The organism is Reyranella sp. (assembly GCF_044224635.1).
Classification (GTDB): Bacteria; Pseudomonadota; Alphaproteobacteria; order Reyranellales; family Reyranellaceae; genus Reyranella.
The window spans coordinates 375859-399331 of sequence record NZ_JBGAKA010000001.1; the positions used below are offsets into that span (position 1 = coordinate 375859).

Sequence of the window (23473 nt, forward strand, 5' to 3'; positions counted from 1 at the left end):
TCGAGTACGACCATGGAATGGGGTGGGGATCCATGTGGCTCAAGTCGAATGCCATGTACTGTCTGGCATCCTTCACACTTGTGGTCCTCTCTACTGCCTGCGGAGACTCCCTGTATGAGCCGAGGCGCGCGAGCTCTTTGGCAGACGCCGGAAGTTATCACCTATCGCTCGTGGCTACCATTCCCTTCGACGAGGTCAGAACTACGCTTAAGCCTAAGTTTGATCTAACTGCTGAGAACGCGCTGCAAAAAGTCCTACCGCCGACGGCTTACTACGAGGAGCGGGCACTTCAGGCGTTCACTGCTGCGTTGGGGGTTGGTTTTGGCTCCACTGTCACTACGGGCAGCCGAGAGACAACGGAGACAAACGGCAATTTTAGCACCAGCGGAAAGTCGAAAACGGAGCAAAAGCCTGGCGAAGCACCAAAGCCCGATCAATCCAAGGCCGGTCTGAGTGAGGCGACTGTCAAGGATGCTATACTAACAAGTGAAAAATCTGAGAAGCGGCCAACGACAAGCGAGCCTATTCTTCAATACAATGTAGCGACGGCGCTATTTCAAGAGGTCCGGCTGCTCGAAGCCTATCTCGACCATGTCGAAGACAGTTCCAATCTTTTTGCATACATTGTTCGTCTCAACGTGAGTTTGCAGCCATTTGCTAGAAACCAGCCTTACGACGCGTACGTCAGCATAGGCTTTTTTCCAAACGATGACTCTGCGGAGCTAAAGCTTCCAACTGTTGTGCCGCTCTTTGTCACCGATAGTATTGAGGGCACTCGATCCGCGCGCAGTTCGCAGCTTCTGACTCAGGTCGCGACCGCGTTGTCGGCTATTACCGGGGGCGGAACGGCAATATCCGGGTCAGCATCGTCAACTAGGGACAAGTTAAGATCTATCTCGGGCACTGACTTGAACGCGACAATGACGGTGTCACGAGCAACCGACAATGTGATCAAGGTTCGCTTGGGCGCGCCACAGCAACCGTCAGCTGGCTTCACAATGGTGCCGCGAAATCATACTATCTCGGTGCTCGTATTGGCTCAACGAACCGAATCCGCGCTAAAGGTTCAGGCCGTAAACGCATTGCGGGACGTTGAAACAGGTGGCCTGGTTCCTTATAGCCGCCCGGATGTCTATGATCCCGCACGTGCCGCTATCCGCAGGATTCTACAGAAGGACTCGCCCACGGCGCTGGAATCTGATCAAGCCATAAAACTGCTCGTTAGCTACATTCAACTTCGGGATCAAAAAGCGTTTCGAGATATGGTTGATAAGGCCTCAGGCGAAAAATTCCAGCAATGGAGAGCGCTTTGGACGGCTCTAAGCGAGACGAGTTCGGCAAGTGAGTTTCAAGGGCTGGCATTAACATTGCCTGTTGATCGTGCCCTTGCCGCCTTTGAAGAGCGCGTGAAGAAGCGCAAAGCGCCGCTCCCTCGAGCAAGCGAGGAGCCGAAACCGCCTAAGCCGCCGACACCAGTTCAACCGCCACAACCCACTCAACCGGCACAACCAAATCAACCACTTCAACCACTTCAGCCACCTCAGCCCTTGGACATCCGGCGCACATTTTGAGGCTAGAGTACCGCCTCTCCGTCGGCTCGACGAAAACAGCGATCAGGAATTCCAGTTCACCCAGCGCTGGTAGATCTCGAAGAATTCTTCGAGAGTGACAGCAATGAGCGACGGTTCCTCTTCGAGGAAGACATTGCGGTTTTGCAGAACCCGATAGTCGTCGGTCACAAAGTAGCTTGTTCGCGGGTCCAGTTGGTCGAACGGACGCGGACAATCGTCCTCGAGACGACGCCCTTGCAACAGTTCATGAAGCACTTCCAGAAGGACTTCTTGAAGATCAGGCGGAGCGCCAGCGGTGCCCCCAGTAAACTTCTTTTCGTCACTCCCGCCACCTACCATGACGACCCGAAAGGCGCCTGCCGCCCTTAGCGTCCGAAAGCGTCCGGCGAGTCTGGTTCGCACCCAGCCTTTGCGGGTGAGAACACCGGCATCAAGGGCAATGGTGCACTTGCGCGGATCGACAAGTGGCGGCGCTCTCATGTACTGGGTATTTCACCTTCATCGGCATGGCGGCGCGGCCGATAGGCTATACGCAGACGGCCGGCGCGGCCCTCCAGCGCAACGTCCTCCTTCCAATGCCATCCGTCGAGACTTCGGGCGGACGGCAAGCGCGCCATTACGGCGTCGGAAGTGACCAGCGTGGCATCGAACTCTTTGCACAGGCGTTCCAGCCGTTCAGCGACATTGACGACGTCGCCGAACAAGGTGAACTCCGCATGGCTGCCACTGCGGAGAATCCCGCCAACGGCTGTCCCTGCATGCAGACCAATCCCGGCCCGGAGCGCATGCTTGCCGTTGCGCTGGCGGTCGTCAGCCCATTGCTCCAGCGAACGTGCAAGCGACATGGCGCATGTGAGCGCCCGCTCAACATCGTCAGAGCCACTCCAGGGCTGGCCAAATACCGCCATCACGCCGTCGCCGATGAACTTGTCGACTGTGCCGCCATGCGCGAACACGGCGGACGTCACGAGCTGACGGTACTCTGCAAGGAGTTCGGCAACCTCCTCGGGCGACGCCACTTCGCCGAACCGCGTGAAGGAGCGCAAGTCGACGAACATGACGATGACCTGGCGACGGGCGAGCTCGAGTGACTCCCCCGTCTGTTGCAGTTGCGAAAGCACGTTCGGCGAGAAAAATCGGCTCAGGTTAGCCCGGCTGCGTTCAGTCGCGACGGCGTTGCGTAACAGGACATTGTGGTCGTGTGTGACCAGGCAGCAAACGAAAGCGGCGAAGCCGAAGGTGGTAGCGAGGCCCGCTTCTACCCAAAACAGCTTCCAATCGAGTTCGCTACCGGCTCCCTTGGCGATGTGGGCGTCGACCGCAACTGTCAATAGCGCCAGCCATCCCAGAATGACTACGGTGGCAAACAAGAGAATGAGGCGCGGGTTAAGCCGCAAGGCGACATGCGTAAGCAGCACGAAGCCAACTGCAAGCGAAGGTGCGGTCAGGCTGTGGTCGAGGCCACTGGCGGATGTGAACAGATGTTCATGAAAGAGAGCGACCACAAGGATCGCGTCGATCGTCACGAGAGCCGCTGCCAGCCAATGCGGTCCTCGCTTCATGGCGGCTAGCGCAAGTGCCAACGTCGTCACGAGTGCGTACCCGATGACTACGTTGGCGTGGATGAGAAAGTTCTCGTGATTGGGTGCTAAGGCAAGATTGACAGCGAGGATGGCCAAGACGATGAGCCTCAGCCAGGCTGATCGCCTCTCAACACGCCAACGCCGCTGAGTGTCACTCAGGGAAGACGTTTGCGTGGTCAGTCCGAGCACCGGTATGCGTCGCATCGGAAATATTGACTCTGTCGGCCGAGCGCTGCGCTCGGCCGAAAATGTTCCAGTGAGAGATCCATTGATCAGAACTTCACCTGACCCGACTTGCCCGCCGCGTTCTTGAGGACCAGCGTGACCTGGGCTCCGGACGCGATCGGGGCTTTTGCTTCTCCCTTGAGTGCGGCGTCGCCTGACACGGCGAGTTGGATGGTCTCGCGCGCGTTTCCCGATACGAGCAGCACCGAACCGCTGAAGCCTTTCGAGGAGACAGGCTTATTGGCCTCATCGAACAGGTTGATGGTCAGAACGTTGCCCGACATGACGAGTTCGGCATGTACGCCGGCAACGTCGTGCATGGGCCCACCATTGGGCCCCTTAACATTGCCGTGGCTGTGTTGGGCGGCGGCTATGCCGGACCACAGGACCAGCGCAATGACCGCCAGAATTCTCTTCATCAGCTCTCTCCTTGTTGAACAGGCTTTTCTCGGTTGAACAGCACATAGAGCGCAGGCAGCACGACGAGGGTGAGGATCGTTGACGACACGATGCCGCCAATGACGACGGTTGCCAGGGGGCGCTGAACCTCGGCCCCGGCGCCGGTTGCGATCGCCATCGGCACAAAGCCGAGGGAGGCGACCAAAGCCGTCATGAGGACTGGCCGTAGCCGTTTCATGGCGCCTTCCCGCACGGCCTGGCTGACGGGCATGCCGTCTGTGCGCAGACGCTGAATGAACGAAATAATCACCAAGCCGTTGAGGACGGCTACGCCCGACAAGGCGATGAAGCCGACGCCGGCGCTGATGGACAGTGGGATATCCCGTAACGCCAAGGCGGCAACGCCGCCGGTAAGCGCGAGTGGCACCCCACTGAACACCAGCAATGCATCGCCGACTGACCCGAGACTCATGCAGAGCAACACGAAGATCAGCAACAGAGCGACAGGCACCACGATGGCGAGGCGCTCCGACGCGGCTACGAGCTGTTCGAACTGGCCGCCCCACCCGATCCAGTAACCCGCCGGAAGCTTGACCTTGGCTGCGACCTCGCGCTGTACCTCGGCCACGAAAGATCCAAGGTCCCGGTCGCGCACGTTTGCGGTCACGACCACGCGGCGCTTGCCGTTCTCGCGGCTGATCTGGTTCGGCCCCGGAGCGACTTCGATTTCGGCCACGGCCGACAACGGCACGTAGGGCGCCGCTGTCCCGATGCCAGTCTGCACGATAGACTTGCGGGAGTTCTCGCTTGTCCCCGCGACAGGTTGCGGAATGGGGATCGGTAGCGAGGACAATGCGTCCACGTCGACCCGCAAGTGCTCGGGCAAGCGCATCACGATGTCGAACCGGCGATCGCCTTCGAAGACGAGGCCGGCTTCCTTGCCGCCCACGGCAATCTCTACCACCGCCTGCATTTCGGCGAGGCTGATGCCGTAGCGTGCCAGTGCCGCGCGGTTGGGCTTGACTGTTAGCATCGGCAGCCCGCTCACCTGTTCGGTTCGCACGTCGGCCGCCCCCGGTACGCTCTGCACGACCGACTGCACCTTGTTGGCAATCGACAACAGCGTGTCGAGATCATCACCGAAGATCTTGACGCCCAAGTCGCTGCGCACGCCGGAGATCAGTTCGTTGAAGCGCATCTGGATCGGTTGCGTGAACTCGTAGTTGTTGCCGGGGATCTCGGCCACGCGCTTTTGCATCGCGGCGACAAGATCGGCCTTGGGGCGTTTGGGATCCGGCCATTCACTCCGGGGCTTCAGCATGATGAAGTTGTCGGCCACGTTGGGCGGCATGGGATCGGTCGCAACTTCAGCGGTTCCGATTTTGGCGGCAATCTCCTTGACCTCGGGAAACTCCTTGATGGCCTTCTCAAGGGCTTCCTGCATCTGCACGGATTGGGTCAGGCTGGTGCCGGGAATGCGCAACGCGTGCATCGCGATATCGCCTTCATCCAGCGAGGGGATGAACTCCCCTCCCATGCGCGATGCCGCAACCCCGGTAACGGCTACCATGAGGATCGCGAGGCCGACCATCACGTAGCGCATGTGGATCGCGAACTCCAACGTCGGCGCATAAAGACGTTGGGCACCTCGCATGAGCAGGTTTTCCTTCTCCGCGACACGGCCGGTAACCAGAAGAGCGACTGCTGCCGGAACTGCCGTCATGGAGAGAATTGCGGCACCCGTGAGTGCCAGGAGCACCGTCAGCGCCATCGGCGTGAACATCTTCCCCTCCACGCCGGTGAGGGTAAGGATGGGAAGGTAGACGACGCCGATGATCAGCGTTCCGAAGAGGCTTGGTTTGATAACTTCCTGGGATGCACCGAGGATTGTAGCAAAACGTTCGGAGCGTGTGAGTAACCGTCCACGTTTGTGTTGTTCTTCGGCCAGCACCCGCAGGCAGTTTTCCACAACGATTACGGCGCCATCGATGATGATGCCGAAATCGATGGCACCAAGGCTCATGAGATTGGCGCTGATGCGGTTTTCCACCATCCCGGTGATGGTGAACAGCATGGCAAGCGGAATGACGCAGGCGGTCACGAAGGCTGCGCGGAAATTTCCGAGGATCAGGAACAGGACCACAACGACCAGGAGCGCGCCTTCGAGCAAGTTCTTCTCGACCGTCCAGATCGTCGCTTCGACAAGACGGGTGCGATCGTAGATCGCGCGGGCAACAACGCCGTCCGGTAGGGATTTCGCGATCTCGGAGAGCTTGGCGGAGACGCGTTGGGCGGCAGTTCGGCTGTTGTCGCCGATGAGCAGCATGGTGGTGCCGATCACGGTTTCCTTGCCGTCGAGGGTGGCTGCACCCGTTCGGAGGTCGGTGCCTTCCTTGACTTCGGCCACGTCGCTGATGCGAATGGGCAGGCCGCCGCGGGTGCCGACAACGATGTCGCGGATCTCCTCGACGTTGTTTACCTGACCTGGCGTTCGTACGAGGTACTGCTCACCGTTGCGCTCGATGTAGCCCGCCCCGACATTGGCATTGTGCGTCGTCAACGCGGCCATGAGGTCGCGGAAGGTGAGCTTGTAGGACATGAGCCGCGCGGGATCCGGCAGCACATGAAACTGCTTCTCGTAGCCGCCGATCGTATTAACCTCGACGATGCCCGGGACATTGCGCAGCTGTGGCTTGATGATCCAGTCCTGGATCGTCCGTAGATCGGTTGCCGTGTAGGGCTCGCCATTCGGCTTCCTGGCGTCGGGCTTGGCCTCGACGGCGTACATGTAGATTTCGCCGAGACCGGTGGAGACAGGCCCCATCGAGGTTTCGATGCCAGGCGGCAGCTTTTCCTTGGCCTGTTGGATGCGTTCGTTGACGAGCTGGCGGGCAAAATAGATGTCGGTGCCGTCCTTGAAGACCACCGTTACCTGGCTGAGACCGTAGCGGGACAGGGAGCGCGTGTACTCAAGCTTGGGCAGTCCCCCCATCGCGGTCTCAAGGGGAAATGTGATGCGTTGTTCGATCTCGAGCGGCGAGTAGCCCGGCGCCACCGTGTTGACCTGGACTTGCACGTTGGTGATGTCCGGCACAGCGTCGATCGGCAGACGCGTGAAGTTCCAGGCGCCAAGCGCGGCAACGGCGATCGACGCCAGGATCACCAGCCAGCGGTTTTCGATCGAAAAGCTAAGAATGCGGTTGATCATGGGTCAGTGCTCGTGGGCGGCGCCGCTCTTGCCGATTTCCGCTTTGACAACGAAGCTGTTCTTGGCGGCGTAGACATCGCCGGCGACGAGGCCGAACATGACCTCGACCCAATCCGCATCCCGCCCGCCGAGTTCGACTTCGCGTGGAGCGAACTTTTCGCCGTCGCGGACGAACACCACAGTCTTGCCTTCGAGCGTTTGCAGAGCACTTGTCCGGACGGCCACATCAACGGGCCGCGCCGAGAGAACGACGCGCCCGATTACGAACAGGCCGGGACGTAACCGCCCATCGTTGCGTACGACAGCGCGCGCTATGGCCGACTGTGTGTCGCTGGCTCCGATCGGCGACAGGTAATCGATCTTGGCATCGATCGGCGGGCCGCCATCGTCGATGTCGATGGATACGCCATCGCCGAGCCGCACGCGGCCGAAGTCGCGGCGATACACGGCAAAATCAATCCACATCGTCGATAGGTCGGCGATCGTGAAGATAGGCTTGGCCTCCGAGGCGAACTCTCCCAAAGTGCCATCGCGATCGATCACCGTGCCTTCGATCGGCGCTTTCAGCTCGTAGGTCGTGAGGCTCTGATTGCTTTCGATGGTGGCGAGAACCTCGTCCTTCTTGACCTTGTCGCCGAGGCGCTTGCGCATGCTGCGGATGACACCGGGAAAGCGCGGCGTCACCTTCACGAGTGCTTCCTGGTTAGGCTGGATAACGCCGTTAAGCCGCAGGATGTCGCGCAGTTCACGCGGTCCTGCGGTGAGGAGTTCGATACCAGCGGCGGCCACCTGCGCGTCGGTAAGCTTGACGCCGTCGTCGTGATCGTCAGCTCCCGCCTTCTCGCCGTGCCCTTCGCCCTTGTTCGCTGCTTTGTTCGCGCTGTTGGCAAACTTTGGATCGAACACGTAGTAGGCGGAGGCGCCAACGGCCGCGGCGCAAACAATGGCGACCATGGCGTAGCCGATGAACTTGAACAGCTTCTTCATCGCGTCCTCGCGGGCGTGAATGGCGTTGCGATAAGGCCCTCGATCGTGGCGACCGCCGTGTGGAAGCTCGTTAGTGCGTCATGTTCCAGGAGTTCGGCGTCGGCGACCGTCCGGTAGGCATCGAGGATCTCAAGGAGCGTGAAACGCCCTTGCCCATATCCCGCTTCGATCGTTGCAAGTGCCGATCGCGCTGCGGGCAGGATCGTCTTCCGTAGAAGGTCGAGTTGCTGGAGCTGGCTGGTCGCGGTGTCGTAGGCCTTGGCGACGACGGCCACGAGTGCCAGCCGGTTTACTGCGCGTTCCGAATGGACTTTCTGCGAGTTCTCCTGTGCCTCGCGGATGCCGCCCCGATTGCGATCGAACACGGGGATTGGCATCGATACGCCGAGGCGGATCGCACTCTCGCCATTCTCCTGGTAGTAGCGCCAACCGATGCTGGCGGTGACATCGGGAATGGGTTTGAGGCGCGCCACCAAGAGATCGCCATCGCGCTGGGCGCGGATTGCGGTCCACCGCATGAGCTGCGGATTGTCGTCGATCGCCTTGAGCAAGGTCTCCAAGGGTGCTGGACGCACGAGACGCCCCAGGTCACCGGACACAGTGGTGAAGTCCGGTGCGTCCCGGCCCATAAGCGCCGCAAGCTCGCGCTTTGCGACAGCAAGGGCGAGACGGGCGCGTTCGCGCTCGAGCCGGGTCAATCCCACTGCGGCCTGAACGCGTGACACTTCGGAGGGTGACGATGCACCGGCCTCGACCCGGCGCTGCATCAAGGGCACCAGCCGCTCGAGGGCTCCGGCCTGGCGGTCGAGCAGAATGATCCGTCGCTGCACCGAGACTGCGTCCACGAATGCCAACGTCGTCTGCGATAGGACCTCAAGTTTGGCGGATTCGCGCTCCCAGCGGGCCGCATCAAAATCGCCGAGTGCGGCGGAGACCCGCGCATCGCGTTTGCCGCCCAGTTCGATGAGCTGGCTGAGCATGAGCGTTGTTTCAGCGGCGCTGACATTGTCGCTGGGCCCCGGCGAGAAGTTATCGACTTCGAAGCCGATCGTCGGGTTGGGCATTGCTTTGGCCTGCTGGCGTCGACCATCAGCCATGCCGATGTTGCGTTCGGCGACCGTAATGCGCGGATTGGCGTTGACGGCTTGCTGCAAGGCTCTGGGCAAGGTCAGCGTGGCGTTCGCCTGCCCCTGCTGCGAGAAAGCTGGACCTGCCTGCGCCAACACGATGGCCGCACAGAACGCACCCAAGGTGCCGAATTTCATGACTAGATTCCGATCTAAAGCCATAGACGGCCGATCGGCGGGTTCGCCGATCGACAAGAAGCGGGCTTAGATCAGGACCTGGGGGGTGGTGCGGTTGGCGGTAGGCTAACGGTAGCGAGACGACGCGCCGGACCGGACGGTACTGCCTGACGAACGGGTTCCCAGTCCGCCGATGTCACGACGTTCTGAAAGGCCGCGGTTCCGGAGCAGAAATTGCAGCTCTCAAGACCGAGTTGCTCGTTCGCCGTCTGGCCGTCGTCTTGCGTCGCTGAGAATGCGAGATTGCCGGATACCGACGCGAAGTTCACGTCCAAGTGCATGACACTGGTCATGGCAATCGCGAGCGCGCAGAAGAACTGCACGATGCGCCTGCCCCCCAGAATTTGCACTAGTCTCAACTGAACAACCCTATCAGTCAGCGCGATGCTCTCGCCGCCCACATGTGGTCTACGAAGAGCACGTTACACTATCACGATGGCGACTTCGCGACAATTTTACCCAACGGGAGCTCTCACAAAGGCGATCGCTGGAAGGTCCCGGAGAAAGGCTTGTCCCCCAACAGCCCCTTCATCGTACCGGCTGCGTCATCGGCGGTGAGCTCGGCCGTACCTGTGCGCCCATCAGAGCAATTGAGAGACACTGAGCCGGTACCTTGAGGGTCCATATGCCAGATCCCGCTGCATTCGACGCCGCTGCTGTTGCGCATGTCGATGGGGCCGTAGTCACGCCCCTGGCCGGTCAATGACCCAACGAACTGTTCACCGTCAGAGGTCTGGGCGCCCATAGAAACGACCGTGCCACAGCCGCCCAGCAACAGCAGTAATCCGGCGCATAACACTGTCTTCACCACGAACCTCCAGGCAAACATCTTGACCCTAGTGTGGACTCGAGCTCGGCGTGTGGCAAGAAATCGCAATAGAGACGAATGCGCGCGCTTACTCGACCTTTGCGGCTATCTTGATCCCTGATGATGATCGGCGCGTTGTTTCGACGGCCAGCCGCTGCTAAGTCGGCGTCGATCAACCGACTCGTTACCAAGAGAGCCGCATGGCCCCGCGAGCGCGTTCACGTCGCAAATCATCAATTCGACAACGCAAGTCCGCGCGATCGAGAGCCATCGCCTGGCTTATCGGCATCGGGCTGCTCGCCACCGCAGGGCTGCTTTTCCATTTCGCCTTAGGCCGGATGGCTCATCCCAGAATAGATTCGAATGATGTGGCACAGGTTCAGTTCGGTCAGCAGGTTTACGCCAAAGCCTGCGTCAGCTGCCACGGCGCTTCGCTTGAAGGTCAGCAGAACTGGCAAACACGTCTACCCGAAGGGCACTTGCCGGCCCCTCCTCTCAATGCTTCAGGGCGCGCCTGGCGGCTCTCCGATCGCCTTCTGTTCGCAATCACCAAGCGGGGAGCGAGCGCCTATCCTGCTGGCTACAACACACAAATGCCGGCGTTCGCCCGAGAACTGACGGACGAGGAGATCGCGGCGGCTTTGGCTTATGTCGAAAGCCATTGGACTCCGGAAATGCGCGCCAAACATGCGCGGCGAAGCCTCGCATTCTGGGTCACCCAGGTGCACTAAATGCTTGAGGACAGGGCGTTGACGCTGGAGTTCGCGCGACCAATCGGCAATGAGTTCCTGAAGACGATCTTTCAACAACGTAATAGCATTACAGTTAGAGCAATCGGTTGCGGCCTTGGTGCGAACACATAGTGCAATGAAAATTTTGTTGCCAAGGCCGCACCGGCACGGCTTTATGGCTATGCCACAGCTCAATGATTAATCGCGTGATCACCACCGATCGCATTGGAGTATTTCGCCGGCTCCTTCCTGCATTGACGCTCATCATGATCGTCGTGTCGGGCCTCATTGGGCTTGTGCCGGGTGGCGTTGCATCGATATCGGACCCCGAAAGCGCGGTTGTTTCACCCGCTGGCTCGCGCGGGATTGTGCTGTCGAGCGCTCCCTTAGACGGCAAGCATGTGCAATGTCGCCTCTGCGACAACAGTGTCTATGACAAGGCGAGAGCAACATTGCTCTCGACGTCAGACGCTGTGGCTGAACCACCCTACAGTCTGCCCAATGGACCTTTGGCAGCTCCGCCTCCTCCGTCTCATGCGCCGCCGATCATTCGCACTGGATTGGCAGCGCCCTACGAGCCCCGCGGACCACCGTCATTCGCCTAACTCGCGCCGAGAGCGAAGCTCTTTGGCGCTGAAAGTGGGGTTGAAGGCGAGTTGAGGCTGCAAACGCAAGCGGACGCTCGTCGCAACTGACGAGGATTCCGCAATGCAGCATCCAAGCACGATCAAATCATTCATCGAGATTGGCGACTATTGCCCTCGCGGCGGTAGCGCCTACGGCTTGAGCTGCGGCTTGGGGACATATCCCTTCGAGGGTGATGCACGCCATGACATCACGTAATGCGCTGAAGTATCGGATAGAGGGCATGGATTGCGCATCCTGCGCGTCCAAAATCGAGAATGCCCTGCATCGCTTGCCTGGCGTAAGCGACATCTCGGTCAGTTTCGGTCAGGCATCCATGTCGCTACAGGTCGACGAAGGTCAGACCACCCGCACTGCAATTGAAGAGCGCATTCAAGCGCTGGGATTTGTAGCGACCGCGGACACGGCTGGTGCCGGTGGCACGCGTCGATCGCCCATGTCCGCAGCTCCGGCATGGTGGCGCCAAGCGCGCGGGCGCTTGGTGATTGGCACGGGCGTTTTGTTGGCTGCGAGTTTTCTCATCTCGCAGCTCGCGCCTGCTTGGTCGACCTGGCTCTACACTGCAGCGGCCTTGCTTGGCCTCATACCCATTGTGCGTCGGGCCTATGCCGGTGCCACCATGGGTACGCCATTCAGCATAGAAACGCTGATGAGCATTGCTGCCGTTGGCGCGATCATCATCGGTGCGGCGCCCGAAGCTGCCGTCGTTGTCTTTCTCTTTGCGACCGGCGAACTCCTGGAAGGAATCGCCGCCAGCCGCGCTCGAGCAGGCATCGAAGCGCTTATGGAACTCGTCCCCCGTACTGCGAAGCGGATGAACGGATCAACCATCGAGACTGTGCCCGTAGAAGATCTGGTGCCTGGCGATCTCGTCATGGTGCGGCCCGGTGACCGCGTGCCTTCTGACGGGGAGGTACGCGAGGGGCAGTCCGACGTAAACGAGGCGCCGGTAACCGGGGAGTCCGTGCCCGTTCCAAAGCAGCCTGGTTCGCCCGTGTTCGCTGGCAGCATCAATGCCGACGGCGAGCTGAAGGTGATCATCAGCCGGGCCGTCGCCGACAATACGATTTCGCGCATCATTCGAGCGGTCGAGGAAGCGCAAGCACAGAAAGCCCCTATAGCGCGTTTCATTGATGGCTTTAGTCGCTGGTACACCCCGGCAGCGATCGTACTGGCTTTGGTTGTGGTGATCGGACCGCCCCTTCTCTGGAATGCCGACTGGTCGACCTGGGTCTATCGGGGCCTTGCCGTTCTTCTGGTCGCTTGTCCTTGCGCGTTGGTGATCTCGACCCCTGCAGCTGTAGCATCGGGCTTGGCGAGCGGTGCACGGCGCGGACTACTGGTCAAAGGCGGCGCCGCGCTTGAAGTGTTAGGCAAGGTGAAGACTGTCGCGTTCGACAAGACCGGCACTTTGACGCGGGGCAAGCCGCAGGTGACGGATGTCGTCCCCTTCGGTGGCTCGGCCGACGAACTCGTTGCCAAGGCTGCTGCGGTTGAGCGTGGTTCCAGTCATCCGCTCGGTGTGGGCATCCTCGCGGCGGCCGCAGCGCGTGCCATTGAAATTCCCCGCACGGTCGGAGGAAGTGCCGCAACCCGGGGCAAGGCCGTCACGGCTCGGCTGCCATCCGGTTTCGTCTCGGTGGGTTCTCCGCGGTATGCAGCCGAACAGGTCGAGCTCGATAGTGAAGCCAAAAGGCACATCGAGGCGATGGAACGCCAGGGAAAAACCGTCGTCGCCGTCCTGGAGGCGAAGCGTCTGCTCGGCCTCATTGCGCTGCGCGACGAACCGCGCGACGACGCTCGCGAAGGTCTCGACCGACTGCGTGCCCTTGGCGTTGAGACGGTCATGTTGACGGGCGACAACGCCCGCACCGCTGCAGCGATAGCCGGTGCGCTCGGCCTTAAAGCGCGTGCGGACCTGCTGCCCGACGACAAGCTCAAGGCGATCGCGGAATACAAGTCATCCGGACCAATCGCGATGGTGGGCGACGGGATAAACGACGCACCCGCGCTCGCGGCTGCCTCGGTTGGAATTGCCATGGGTGGCGGAACCGATGTGGCGCTTGAAACGGCAGATGCGGCACTTCTCAAAGAACGCGTAACCGGTGTGGCCGAGCTGATCACCCTGTCGCGGGCGACGCTGGCCAACATCTGGCAGAACGTAACGCTGGCGCTCGGGTTAAAGGGTGTGTTCCTCGTCACGACGCTGTTTGGCGAGACACCACTTTGGATGGCGATCCTGGCTGATACGGGCGCGACAGTTCTCGTGACAGCCAATGCGCTCCGATTGCTGCGTTTCAAGAAGCAGTAGCAAACGAATGCCGGGTATCGCCGCTATGAAAAGATCGTACGGCCTTCGCGAAACTTTTTCCGTGTCGTCATTGACGAGACATATGGATCGTCACCATGTTGGGTTCGTGCTGCGCACGAATGTCCGATGGACTAAATCCCGGTCGATGCGGATCATTGCGGTCCTGTGTTCGCTCGCTGTTGCGTTGGTCACGGCCGTGCACATGTGCGGCCCCAGCGGAGCAGCGCGGATCATTGCTAGTCAAGTCGCGGTATCGGCTGCGAGCGATGATACAGCGCCAGCCTCTGATCGACTGGTCGTCGAGCAATGTCATGTGTGCACGGCGATCGCGGCTTCGCTTTCCGAAGGCAGCGATCCAGAGCATGGGCAAGTACCACTCGCGCACATAACTCGCCTGATATCGGCTCAGCTTAAAACGACAGGCCCGCCGCCTAAACTCTGATCATTTGTTCCTCGCGTTTGCCGCGTCCACCTGACGCGGCTGTCGAACAATGAGAGCGGAGATGACCATGCTTCGCCTGGTTGCCAGCGGGTCTGCATGCCCTTGCGCAACTGCTGATGCCTGTGCGCACCAGCTGCGGGAGGCAATACTCATCGGTCGTCACAGGCGCCACTCACAGTCGCGCTGTCGGTCAGCCTCAGTTCTTCGCAGCGATAGCTTGAACAAGCTGAACGTTGCGAACCAAACATCCATGCGGTTGGCGCATAGGCGTCTGACTTTCGCTTCTGCGCCATCCACCCCAGTGAACTCGAAGTAAGTAGAGATAACGCGTTGCCGCACAGCAAAGAGATTCTGCAGGCAACTTTCAAGGAATCGCAACTATGAAGAAGACTCTCATGATGATCGCATTGGCCTCTGCCGTCGCGAGCCCTACTTTCGCGCAAACGCCTGCTTCTGCGCCCGCAAACTCGGCGTATCAGGGTACGGTTGGTGACTGGGCGCTTGGACGTTGGACGGGATATCGATACCTGGATGATGCGAACTTTACGCGCCTCGTCACTGAGGATCGCGTTTTGATCGTTACGAAACTCCCTGACCGGCGGGTCGGCTGTCAGTGGGCTGTGCCCAATGAACTGGCGCGCACAGGTTGGGCGACGCGTTGCGAGATCACCGCGTCAAAGATAACGCTGCGCACCCCTGCAAACGCCGATGTCGTCCTGGACCGAGAGGGAGCAGACCTCGAAGGCCGATATATCGAGGCCGGTGCCCGCAACAGGGTGCACATGCATCGGGGTACAGCTCAGCATTAGGCTCGCTCCCGTCCTGAGAGGGCGCTAGCGCTTTTGTCAGGACAACCTGATCCGGAGTGTTCCGATGCCGGGTTCACTCCGGACGAAGCGACGAAACACGCGGTGGCCGCACTCACAGTTGCCACCGCTCGAACGAGCATGAGTTGTCCTCTGCGTCGAGCCGGAAGAAGTTTCGGTGGAGAGCAGAGCTGGGGCACTCTTGTGCTCTAAAGTGAAAGGGAAACAAACTTACTTGTGGCGAGATAACTTTCATTGCTTGCCGGTGAATATTCCAACTTTGCGGGCGGCACAATATTCTCAAGATATCTATTGACGAAGATCTTTTTCTGGCAGCATCCTTTAATGGTGTTTTATTTCCGCCCTCCGCCGGTTCGAGTTATCCTCAAGAGGTGGCTGGCGGCGCTTTGGTTGCTAGCGCTGGCGTTTGTTACGGCGTTTCATCCTAGCGCGCGCAGTGAAGCGTCGATACCCTTCAAGTCGCCGTCGGCGGTGTATGCGACGGAGGACCCCGCTCCGCCTTCAGCCGATCGTCCTGTGGTCGAGAGATGTCACGTATGTATTGCGATCGTCGTTCCCGCGGACCAGGCTCTCTTTGAAGTCCGCGCGCATGTCTTGCCGCTTCTGGCCGTGCGCCTCACGTCCTTCAAGCCTAAGATCGCTGGACCACCACCCAAAGCGTGATTGCGGGTCTTTTTCTCGGCTTTCGTAGCGCACTTGCAAAGCCGCATGCTCAGGCAGCGCGTTGAAGTAATACGCTTACGGCGTCCGTCCGACAGCGCGGAGGGTCGGGAAGCGCTACCCAAAGCGAAGTGTTCGTCCCGTGTTTCTATTGAGCACGGGCCAGCAGCGACGTGCGTAGAGATTGCTGGCGCAAAGTAGGCGCGAGGAACTCCAAAGTAGTTGACGGTGAGAAAAGTGAGAAGCGCTACCGAGCGCTTGTCAAAGGCAGATGATTTCAGATCGATGAGCGAGGAGTCGCGACGATGGAACAAGTAAATGGATCGCGTGAGGATGTGGCGCGGAAGGAAGTACCAGTCTGGTCGGAGCGAGTGTCCGCACACTCGACAGACTCGAGGGAAGCTATCGTGTTCGAGCATGTCGAGGTCAGCACCTCGATCGGTGCGGATCATCCGGCCCGCGCCGTCTGGTCCTATGTGCAGTACGTAGACTTGGCGGAGTTGTATGAACCGACGGCGCCGGAGATCGCCGGTCCGGGCCAACCGCCGCCTGGCGCGCGCATGCTTCTGGCGCTCTGGCTCTATGCCTGCATTGAAGGCGTTGGCAGTGCTCGACAGCTCGAGCACTTGTCCGAAGTGCATCACGGCTTCCGATGGCTGCGTGGTGGGGCTCCGCTTTCGTCCGATCATCTGTCGGATTTTCGCTGGCGGTCGGCGGTAGCGGTTGATCGTCTTTTGACGCAGGGCGTGGCCGCACTCTGGTCAGAAGGGCTGGTGAGCTTAGCCTCGCTGAGTGAGGATTGTATCCGCATCCGCGTATCGGGTACGAGTTCAAGCATTCGTCGATTGGCGATGCTTGAACGCTTGCTGGCTGAAGTTGCCGAGCGCGTCACGCGCCTGCGACAGGAAATTGATGCCGCACCACAGGTCTCAAGCCAGCGCTTGAGGGCCGCCCGTGAACGCAATCTACGCAGACAATAGGTGCAATCCACTACCGTGAGGGCATTGCTGCACCCGTGGAACGTGCATCGGGTCGCGGCAAGGCTGGGGGAGCCGGCCGCGTCGAGATCTGCGGTTGACAGCATGGTGATTGGAACACCTGAGGGATCGTTACATTCACGCGTGTCGGCGATCGGACCGACATCGTTGGCGGGCAGCCACTGTGAGCCCGAGCGAGGGAGGACGGGCGCGATCATGAAGCTCGGCGCGATGATGGTGTCGGATCGCAGATCGTCGGTGAGAGCCTGCCTACCCAGCTTGCGCAGGCTCTGCACCGAGTGACGATTTGTGATGACGCGTCGAACATAATCAGTCGAGGGCGTAGTCATTCAATGACAGTCCGTCAGGCACGTAGCCCAGGAAGGGAGGAAGAGCGGGTTTGCGCCCGCTCTTCCATTGATTTGTCAAAGTTGAGCCTAGAAGCGCAGGTCCATGCCGAGCAGGATGACCCACGAGTTGCCACTGACGAGATTGGTCGGGCCCGATGCCTGATAGAGCATTGCACCGCCGACCATCTTTACTCCGGGTCCGAGCGCATAGTTGACGCCGACTTCCCACTTATTGATGGTTTCCGATCCAAACAGCAGCGAGGTCGCCGGGTTACCGTTGAACGCCGTGCTGTTGACGCCCGGAATGCCAGTCGCCGATGCGATGTTAGTCGTGATGGCGTTGGTACCCGGCGCGATCGCGGCTGCGCTAGCCGACCCGTTGCCGTTGGTGTTGTAGAAGCCCGCCCACATGAACGACATCTGCCACGGCCCGGTCTCGTACATGACACCGGCGGTGTAGAAGCGGGTGTCGTTGTCGACCCCGGTGAAGTAGTTGGCGCCGAGGCCGTTGTTGTCCCAACCGATTGCGCCGCCGACGGTGAATCCAGCGTAGCCGAACTGCGCGCCGACCACCCATTGCTTCCAAGACGACAGGTTGGCACCCGTCACCATGTTTGCAGCTGGTGTGAACGGCATGTAGCCGGGGACGAACGAGGCATAGGCAAAGGCGCCGTACAGTGCGACCGTGAGATCACCGAACTTGTTCAGGTAGTTGGCACCGATGTCGATGAGATCTTGCCAAGCATAGTCGGCGGTCGGGCAATTGTTGATGTTCTGCGGAGCAGTGACACCACAAAGACCATTGACATTGCCTGGGCCAGTACCAATGCCCGCAGCATTGAACTGTGAGCCAAAGCCGTTGAGCTTCGGTGCGTAGCCAATGCCGATCTGCAATCCCTGAAAGCGCGGCGTGAAGTAGTTGATTCGGTTCAAGTCCTGCCAAGTGGGAGTGATGGTCGTGGCCATCGTCCGGCTATAAGCCTTGTTGTTTAGCAATACAGCTTGGTTCGCCCAGTTGTGGTTGTGCTGAATGGCGCCCCAACCGATCAGCGCAGACGGCGTGCCGTAGTACATTCGATAGGTCGCCGCGTCGCGTGCACCCAACTCGACACGTCCCCAGTCGCCGAAGGCATACAAAAAAGCTTCGTCGATGTAGGTGTAACCTATCACAGCAGTCGGATTCCATGCTTCAAGCTCGACTGTCAGCCCCACCGTCGTGCCGTTGTCGAGCTTTGTCTGACCGAGGAAGTGAATTTCGCCTTCCTGCGTAAACGCAAAGCCTTTGTAGGCTGTTACGCCCCCATTGAAGGCGTAGGTGGAGTCGATGCCACCGGCCATCGCGTAGAAGGTGTAGTACCCCCCGATTCCCATCTTGATCGGTTCAGCAGCCATGGCCGGAACGGTCATTGCTCCCCCGACGACCAAGGCGGTCGAACCAAGTAAAAGCTTCTTCATCATTCTCCCTCGATCATCAACGAGGGCAGAAATACTCAGGTTTAAGTTGCTTTTCTGGATTCCGGGATTTGCAGGATACCGTCATTCGTACCGTCACTTGGAATCGAGAAAACAGCGTTCCCACGCGCTTTTGTGACTGTTCTGTTGCTGCACTTCATATGCAACACACGATTGCAAATGCCCTGCACAGACGCAGGAAGGGTGTTTGGGAGGTGTGACGTTTTCGCTCAGTCACTCCGGGGGTGAACATTTTTCCAGTTAGCTCCGCCCGAGGGAGCCTGACTGGAAAAACCTAGTGGCCCCTGGTCCCGGGCGAGAGGGAGGGGCTTGGAGGCCCGGCCTCTGGGGGAGGAGTGCGCCAGGTGGACGGCGGTGGCCTCACCTTGCATGGAAGCGGACCTAGGCGCTCCCGGAGTAATGGGAGAGGCTTGGTCCGACTTCCGGGCGGTTCCCTGCTTCAGAATGAGCTGGTCTGGCTCTCTAGCCCGTTGTCAGCATTTGTCTTGGGCGGGAGCTCGGATGGCGGATAGAGCGTGGCCTTCCGCTTCTGCCCTTGAGCCCAGGCGTCGATCATATCCGCCCATTCTTGAAGCATATGGCGACGCTGCTCCTCATATTCGGCCTTGTTGTAGACGCCGCGCGAGGAGCGGCTTTCCTCGTGGGCGAGACACTTCTCGATCCAGTCCCGGTTGAAGCCGAGCTCGTTGAGCATGGTGGACCCGGTGCGCCGCAGATCGTGCACGGTGAACGGCTCGAGCGGTAGCCCCTCCTTCTTGGCTCTGGCAGCAACTGCGGCTGTGACCCGGTTGAACGTTGCCCGGGACATCGGAGCATCTGACTTGAAAGGCGATGGCAACAGATACCGGGACTGACCTGCGTGCTCTTTCAGCGTCCTCAGGATCCTCAGGGATTGCCGCGCCAGGTAGACGTTGTGTGCTCGAGAACCTTTCATGCGCTCTTTGGGGATCGTCCAAACCGCATTGTCGAAGTCGACTTCGTCCCAGACTGCATCTTGGAGTTCGCCTTTTCTCACCATGGTGAGCAAGATGAAGTGAAAACTCAGTCGGATCGTCGGCAACGTGGATACCATTTCCAACTGTTGGAGCAGGATACGGATCTCGGCAGGCGACAATGCCCGATCTTTCGGGACGAACGTCGCGATCGACGCCTTACCAACCTCATCAGCGGGATTAGACACCTTTTCACCATGCAGGATTGCGAAGCCGAAGATCTGTTTGACGATGTCTCGGATATGAATAGCCGTCGCCGGAGCACCACGATCGCGAACCTTGATGCAGAGAGATCGTAAGTCGTCGGCGGAAATCTCTGTTAGTAAACGGTTTTTCCACAAGGAGGCGATGTCGCGCTCATATATGATGCGACGCATTGTGCGGGTGCTTTCTGCCATTGGAGCCTTTGTGATCCACTGCCCACCAAAGTCTCCGAAACTTTTGGCTTCTTTCAGACGTCGTTTCTTGCGCTGCTTCTCTTGTGCCGGTGACTGCCCATCCGCGACGGCGCGGCGAGCGTCCAGACACTTCTCTCGAGCCTCGGCCAGGCTGGTGCCGTGAGGCCCATAGCGTCCGATGGTGAGGGTCTCCCGCCTCCCATTGAGACGGTAGTCGTAGCGAAAGATTATTGCGCCAGTCGGCTTCACGACCGCGTACATGCTGTCGCGATCCGAAACCTTGTAATCCCTGTCCCGCGGCCTCAGCCGCTTGAGGGTAGTAATCGTAAGCAAGCACGCCTCCGCTTGACGCCACCGAAAATGCGGGTCTCGAAGAGGAGGCAAGTTGGATAGAGCGTTCTGCTCATCACTAAGTTTCTTTAAGCAACTTTCTTTTATCTGGTTTGACGGTAACTTCCGGAACGCTGCGGAGGCAAGGGAAAAAGTACCGTCTTTCGTACCGTCACCTCACAAAAGCTTGAGGCGCGCAATTGCAAAATTCAGGACATATTTTGTTTATAAATCAGAGACTTAGAGATTCGGTCCACCAAGCGAATCATTCTCCCTCTCTCGTTGATCGCTGGCGCGTTCATAAGAAAACCTAAGCGTCATTCGGGTCAACACAGCGACGCGACGAGCCGCGATTCTCCTATCACCTGTGGCGCATTTGCAACAACCACTTACCACATTTAGTGTCCCTCACAGTCAGTCTACGCAAGGTGGTTACCCACATCTCTCTGTTAGTTGTTTCACACTACTCAGTAAGTCTCATAAGATTACTTGCCTCAACTGCGTTGTTCCGTCGCATCCTTGCTGCAGCAGACCGTAATCGTGACGAGTCGGATGGGGACTTAAGACGGCTCATAGCCCGCGGCTTCCAGCGCACGCCAAAGAGCCCCGGCGGCTTCGGTCTCGTCCCATCGATCGCCGCGGCGATCGATGAGGCGCACCAGCGCGAGTGCTTGATCCTTCGACATTCGCACAGTGATCTCGTCTGCGGCGTCATCAGCCTGTACATGCACCAGCTTCTCGAAATGGTCGGCAGCCTTCTCATGAAGCGCCTTGGCTTCGGACGTGAGCGTCAGGCCGGAAGGCATGCGACCGCTCTCGATGGTGTCGCGCAGGATGTTGAGCGCCGCGCGAAAAGCGATCTCGTCGTCAGTCATTTTCCTCCTCCAGCTAGACGCAGCTCTTGGAGCACGGCTCGTGCGTAGATGCGCTCATGTTCCCTTCACCGCGCGCATGGTCAGCTTGGCCATCACGCGTCACGGTGTAACCAACCACCGACGCAGTCCCCTGTCATGTTCGTTGCTCGACATGGGAATCTGCGCTCATATTGCATATGCGCTGAGCGTAGTGCTTGGAATCTTGCGGGCATTGGCTTGCAAGTGACGGCGAGGAGCGAATTCATGAAGAAGCTTCCACGGCGCCTTTGGCTGACTTTCGCATTTGCCTTATGGCTCGGGGCCTGCGCGCCGGGGCAAGACGCTCATAAAATAGAGGGCGACGGAGATTCCGTTACCATACTCGATGCCGGCGATGAAGCTCACGCGCGTCCATTTGCCGACAAGTATTGCGACGCGCTGGGTAAATCAGCGCAGTTTCGTCGTTTGTCGCCGCACCGTCATAAGCGCTACGTGTCGGCGAATGATGTCGAGTTCGACTGCGTGTCGGTCAAATGACGGAGCGTGGTAGTTTCGTTCAATAATGAGAGAAGAGCGTTTACTCGTCGATCTTGGCGATCCTGCTCCTCATCACATTCGGATGCGTCCCGCGGACAATGACATACGATAGGTATCGACGTGCCTCTCGCACCTGATCGCCCCTATCGTGCACTTGCAACGCATCGCCCCATATCGATCACGCAGCTTTAAAACGGAGATGCGTATTTATGTCCGGCCTGCAATCGTTGACGTCGCCCGAATTCTTTGACCATCTGATCAAGCTCGGGGTTGCTTACCTTCTCGCCTATTCAGGAGCGGGCGGAGAGAAGCGCCGGCATTCGCACCTTCCCGCTGGTCGCCCTGGCGAGCTGCGGGTTGATGCTTGTCGCACTAAAGGTCATGAAGGAGAGCCTTGAGGCCCAGGCACGCGTGCTGGAGGGGCTGATTGCCGGGATTGGCTTCATCGGCGGCGGGGCTATTCTTAAGGGCAAGCGGGCCGCATACGGAACGGCGACGGCAGCCAGCGTCTGGAATGTGGGCGTGATCGGCGCGGCCGCCGCCTATGAGTTATATGACATGGCGGTCGTTCTGAGCGTCGTGAACGTGGCGACCCTGCGGTTGCTGGCACCATTCAAGCAGGAGCCGGTTGATAGTTCCGGCAGACCAAAGGGCGATAGCACCTAGCGGCTTGGGCCATGGCGCTGGAGGGTTTGTTCAGGTTCTTGCCTCTTTGCGCCATCGCCATCGCGAACGAGGTCCGGATGCCGCTTGTAGAAAGCATCCTCCCTCTCCCGCTCGCCGCCTCCGTTACCCTGGCGCCGTAGCGCGGCATTAAACTTTATCAAGTCAGCCGCGTAGGTCTGATTTGCCTCCATGCCGCCGACGCCCGGTGGCCGCGGACGCTGCAATGGTTGATCCGTTGGACGGCTCGGACCATCCCTGTCGTTGTCGTGAGCTCGCCCAATTTGCCGTTCTTGGGGACTACGCGAGGCGAGGAGCTCATGGACCTTCTGATGCGTGGCGTGCAGAGATCCGATGTCGCGCGTTGGACGATTGGTTGCCGATCGGTCTAGCCCCTCAGGACCATTTTCGTGCTGGCGATCCGCCTTGTCCCTTCCGTCGAGGAGTGCCTGTACCTTCTGGTGCGTTTCGTTCAGCGGTCCGAAGTTGCGGTTGTTTGTCGACATGGCGGGTGTGCCTCTCGAAGGCAGGGACTGGGAAGGATGACGGCACGCTAGTCGTCGTCGGTCGGCTGACGATCCTGCCGCTTGAGGGCTGAATAGGCGGCGTTGATATGCTGTGTCGCCTCCGTGTAGGCTTGCCGGGCTTCCTCATCAGCATCGGGATGCTTGTCTGGATGAAATTTGGCCCGTAACCACTTCTCGACGCCGCGAAGTCGCAGCACCGCGGCAAAGGTCTCGCTTTCCGGCGGCAGGCTTTCAAGTTCGGCGATGCGGTCACGCATTTGCTCGGCATACTCGGCGAGTTCGGCTAGCTCCTGCGCACATTGGCGTAGCTCTCCCTCGAGCTCGGCTTCGCGGGCGAAATCCCTGCCTGCATCTATGTCCGGCTCGACCGGCGCTTCAGACGTTTCGGTAACCTGCTCGGTCGCGCCAGGCGCACTGACGGGGCGTGACGTCCACTCAAAGAAGGGCCGCGAAGGTCCCGACCTGACACGTTGTTCCTTGTACCCTTCAAGGATGGCGCTGAAGAAGCCGCGCATGGTTACCTCTCAACCTGTCCGAAACGGGTTCTTCTTGACGCGCGCGGCCCACTCCGCCCCCTGCCTGCGCTTCCAGTAGTTGGGGGCAAAGTAGGGAACACTGCGCGTCCCCATGCCTGGGAGCCACAGACGGCCGTGGCCGGGGGGCAGGTCCAT

At 59.6% G+C, this 23473-nt stretch carries 17 protein-coding genes; 6 read left to right on the plus strand and 11 right to left on the minus strand.

What is annotated here, in order from left to right; translation table 11 throughout:
- Positions 1–32: 32 nt before the first annotated feature.
- On the plus strand, positions 33–1571 hold the full coding sequence (locus ACILR9_RS01740) for a hypothetical protein (protein ID WP_395708150.1): 1539 nt from the start codon (positions 33–35) through the stop codon (positions 1569–1571).
- 42 nt (positions 1572–1613) lie between these two features.
- Here the strand turns inward: ACILR9_RS01740 and ACILR9_RS01745 are convergent, their stop codons facing one another.
- From ACILR9_RS01745 to ACILR9_RS01775, 7 genes are all read right to left on the minus strand, one after another.
- Complete coding sequence (locus tag ACILR9_RS01745; protein WP_395708151.1) at positions 1614–2051, minus strand: hypothetical protein; 438 nt, start codon at positions 2049–2051, stop codon at positions 1614–1616.
- Positions 2048–3250, minus strand: a complete 1203-nt coding sequence (locus ACILR9_RS01750) for an adenylate/guanylate cyclase domain-containing protein (protein ID WP_395708152.1) — start codon at positions 3248–3250, stop codon at positions 2048–2050. The genes ACILR9_RS01745 and ACILR9_RS01750 overlap by 4 nt, the downstream gene beginning before the upstream one ends.
- A gap of 176 nt (positions 3251–3426) precedes the next feature.
- The gene (locus ACILR9_RS01755; protein ID WP_395708153.1) at positions 3427–3798 is read right to left on the minus strand and encodes a hypothetical protein; all 372 of its coding nucleotides are present in this window, start codon (positions 3796–3798) and stop codon (positions 3427–3429) included.
- A complete protein-coding gene (locus ACILR9_RS01760) occupies positions 3798–6986 on the minus strand; it encodes an efflux RND transporter permease subunit (protein WP_395708154.1) in 3189 nt (1062 codons plus the stop codon). Before ACILR9_RS01760 ends, ACILR9_RS01755 begins: the two co-directional genes overlap by 1 nt.
- A gap of 3 nt (positions 6987–6989) precedes the next feature.
- Positions 6990–7973 carry a divalent metal ion exporter adaptor subunit IhpB gene (gene ihpB / locus ACILR9_RS01765; protein WP_395708155.1) on the minus strand — a complete coding sequence of 328 codons (984 nt, stop codon included), beginning with the start codon at positions 7971–7973 and terminating at the stop codon, positions 6990–6992.
- Entirely contained in the window at positions 7970–9238 is a 1269-nt protein-coding gene (locus ACILR9_RS01770) for a TolC family protein (RefSeq protein WP_395708156.1), read from the minus strand. The genes ihpB and ACILR9_RS01770 overlap by 4 nt, the downstream gene beginning before the upstream one ends.
- 511 nt (positions 9239–9749) lie before the next feature.
- Entirely contained in the window at positions 9750–10085 is a 336-nt protein-coding gene (locus ACILR9_RS01775; protein ID WP_395708157.1) for a hypothetical protein, read from the minus strand.
- A gap of 200 nt (positions 10086–10285) precedes the next feature.
- On the opposite strand from ACILR9_RS01775, the gene ACILR9_RS01780 reads away from it, so the two are divergent.
- The 3 genes from ACILR9_RS01780 (at position 10286) to ACILR9_RS01790 (ending at position 16681) form a co-directional block, all read left to right on the plus strand.
- The gene (locus ACILR9_RS01780) at positions 10286–10816 is read left to right on the plus strand and encodes a c-type cytochrome (protein ID WP_395708158.1); all 531 of its coding nucleotides are present in this window, start codon (positions 10286–10288) and stop codon (positions 10814–10816) included.
- Between the two features lie 829 nt (positions 10817–11645).
- Positions 11646–13772, plus strand: a complete 2127-nt coding sequence (locus tag ACILR9_RS01785) for a heavy metal translocating P-type ATPase (protein ID WP_395708159.1) — start codon at positions 11646–11648, stop codon at positions 13770–13772.
- A 2336-nt stretch (positions 13773–16108) separates the two neighbouring features.
- Entirely contained in the window at positions 16109–16681 is a 573-nt protein-coding gene (locus tag ACILR9_RS01790) for a hypothetical protein (RefSeq protein ID WP_395708160.1), read from the plus strand.
- A gap of 434 nt (positions 16682–17115) precedes the next feature.
- On the opposite strand, the gene ACILR9_RS01795 is transcribed toward ACILR9_RS01790, so the two are convergent.
- The 3 genes from ACILR9_RS01795 to ACILR9_RS01805 all read right to left on the minus strand — a co-directional run bounded on the left by ACILR9_RS01795 (position 17116) and on the right by ACILR9_RS01805 (position 21096).
- The gene (locus ACILR9_RS01795; protein ID WP_395708161.1) at positions 17116–18486 is read right to left on the minus strand and encodes a porin; all 1371 of its coding nucleotides are present in this window, start codon (positions 18484–18486) and stop codon (positions 17116–17118) included.
- A 454-nt stretch (positions 18487–18940) separates the two neighbouring features.
- Positions 18941–20224 (minus strand): tyrosine-type recombinase/integrase, encoded by a 1284-nt coding sequence (locus tag ACILR9_RS01800; protein ID WP_395708162.1) that lies wholly within the window; start codon positions 20222–20224, stop codon positions 18941–18943.
- Positions 20225–20781: 557 nt separating this feature from the next.
- Entirely contained in the window at positions 20782–21096 is a 315-nt protein-coding gene (locus ACILR9_RS01805; protein WP_395708163.1) for a hypothetical protein, read from the minus strand.
- Between the two features lie 243 nt (positions 21097–21339).
- Here ACILR9_RS01805 and ACILR9_RS01810 point away from each other — a divergent pair, with 243 nt between their 5' ends.
- Both ACILR9_RS01810 and ACILR9_RS01815 read left to right on the plus strand, forming a co-directional pair.
- Positions 21340–21612, plus strand: coding sequence for a hypothetical protein (locus tag ACILR9_RS01810; RefSeq protein WP_395708164.1), 273 nt, complete (start codon positions 21340–21342; stop codon positions 21610–21612).
- Positions 21613–21882: 270 nt separating this feature from the next.
- On the plus strand, positions 21883–22278 hold the full coding sequence (locus ACILR9_RS01815; protein ID WP_395708165.1) for an MgtC/SapB family protein: 396 nt from the start codon (positions 21883–21885) through the stop codon (positions 22276–22278).
- 550 nt (positions 22279–22828) lie between these two features.
- Here ACILR9_RS01815 and ACILR9_RS01820 read toward each other — a convergent pair.
- Complete coding sequence (locus ACILR9_RS01820; protein ID WP_395708166.1) at positions 22829–23317, minus strand: J domain-containing protein; 489 nt, start codon at positions 23315–23317, stop codon at positions 22829–22831.
- Positions 23318–23473 lie beyond the last annotated feature (156 nt).